The organism is candidate division TA06 bacterium (genome assembly GCA_004376575.1).
Taxonomy (GTDB): Bacteria; Hydrothermota; DG-26; order E44-bin18; family E44-bin18; genus E44-bin18.
In genome coordinates this window covers 1-1,617 of sequence record SOJN01000096.1, presented here as the reverse complement: position 1 = coordinate 1,617, position 1,617 = coordinate 1, and the positions used below count along the sequence as shown (strand labels likewise).

General features: G+C 48.5%; 2 protein-coding genes. Both read right to left on the bottom strand.

Annotated elements, in window-relative coordinates:
• The coding region (locus E3J62_08635; protein TET45077.1) for a UDP-2,3-diacylglucosamine diphosphatase at positions 1–686 on the bottom strand (686 nt) is incomplete at its 3' end.
• Positions 683–1,438, bottom strand: coding sequence for a radical SAM protein (locus tag E3J62_08630; GenBank protein TET45076.1), 756 nt, complete (start codon positions 1,436–1,438; stop codon positions 683–685). The genes E3J62_08630 and E3J62_08635, both read right to left, overlap by 4 nt.
• Positions 1,439–1,617 lie beyond the last annotated feature (179 nt).

Here is a 1,617-nt window from a genome sequence, read left to right as displayed (position 1 = left end):
TTCATCCTTCCATACGTGAAGTGTTCCATCCAGTCGCCGAGCAGGCAGAAGATGCGGTCATTCTCTCTCACTAGGGTTGGGTTATGTATGTGTCCACAGATTACAATATCACAGCCTTCTTTGAATTTGGTCATCGCATAGCGCAACAGCCCTTCAGTCATCCTTGGTACCGTTCTGTTCGATTTGGCTCTGCTCAACTTCGAGACCATGAGCGCAAGACCGTTTCCTATCGGCCTTCCCAACTGAGAGTAGATGCCAATGGAAATCTTGTTCCTGAGTAACCACTTTACCATCAGATAAGCTGGATCGGCCCCTCCCAAACCGTCGCCATGCGCCATCAGAACAGTCTTGCCCTGGATATTAACTGTTATCGGCTCTCTACTAATCCTGATACCTCTCTCTTCCCAGTAACTTCCGAGCCAATAGTCGTGGTTGCCACCAACATAGGTGACGTCTATCCCTTTTGAAGCGAGACTCGAAAGAGCCTCTGCAATTCTGCTGTCCAGGACGGACACTCCTCTTCTGTATTCAAACCAGAAATCGTACAAGTCTCCAAGAATGTAAAGGCCGCTGCCCTTACTGGCAACTTCCTTCAGAAATGACAGGAGCGCATTCTTCTTCCTGCCTTCCTTTCCGGGTGACTCTATGCCCAGATGGGCATCTGAAATAAAATACACTTCATTCATTTTGATTCCCAGTACGCCTCTGAGTCTATTCCGGTCTCCTCTTTGATCACCCGGGCGATTCTCTCAAGCTTCTCATTCGCAGCTGGCATCAGTGAACCATCCGGAAAGGGAAAGTCTATGGAGTACACCTGTACAAATGTTGGCTTTGCTTTCTTTATGGCATCTACAAGACTTTTGATCTGTTCATCGCTGGCGTTCGTTGTCGAACCCTCAATGATCATGGCCTGTATCACCGCTCTTGGCGTAGCCCTGATATTGGATATTATATCCTCAAGATAGATGCGAGGCATTGGCCTGCTGATTCTCTTGAATGTCTCCTCATCTCCGGCGTCCAGTTTACATATGGGAGAGTCAATCAGTTCGCATGCTCCCGCCACATCCGGCCTGGACAGCTTCGATGCATTTGTAAGAAGCGCGATCTTCACATTCGGAGCCATTTCGTCTCTCAGTTTCTTCACTCTCTTGACTATTTCCAAGAAGTCCATGTGGAGCGTGGGCTCACCGTGACCCGCAAATGTTATGAAATCAATCTCCGGCTCTTCTGAAAGATACTCCCTCAGCTCCTCCTCGATAAACCGGGGTTCTGGAAGCTCAAAAGGCTGTACAACAGTATGGCCGTAATGGCAGTAGACGCAGTCGAAGGTACAGACCTTCCTGTCAGGAGGAAGAATGTTCAATCCAAGCGACCTGCCCAGCCTCTTGGAATGCACGGGGCCATATATTACGCCCTTTTTGAGGGATCGCAGAGCCATTTGGTACACTATATACCCCTAAACTTCACCCTTCAACACCAATCTCCCCTCTGGGAAGTACGAGGTACTAATCGCGAAGGACGTCAGATGGTCCAATTTTACATAGAGTTCAAGCACAACACTCGAAACCACGAGATTACACAAGATTTACACAGATTCAAACCACATCCTCATGGCTG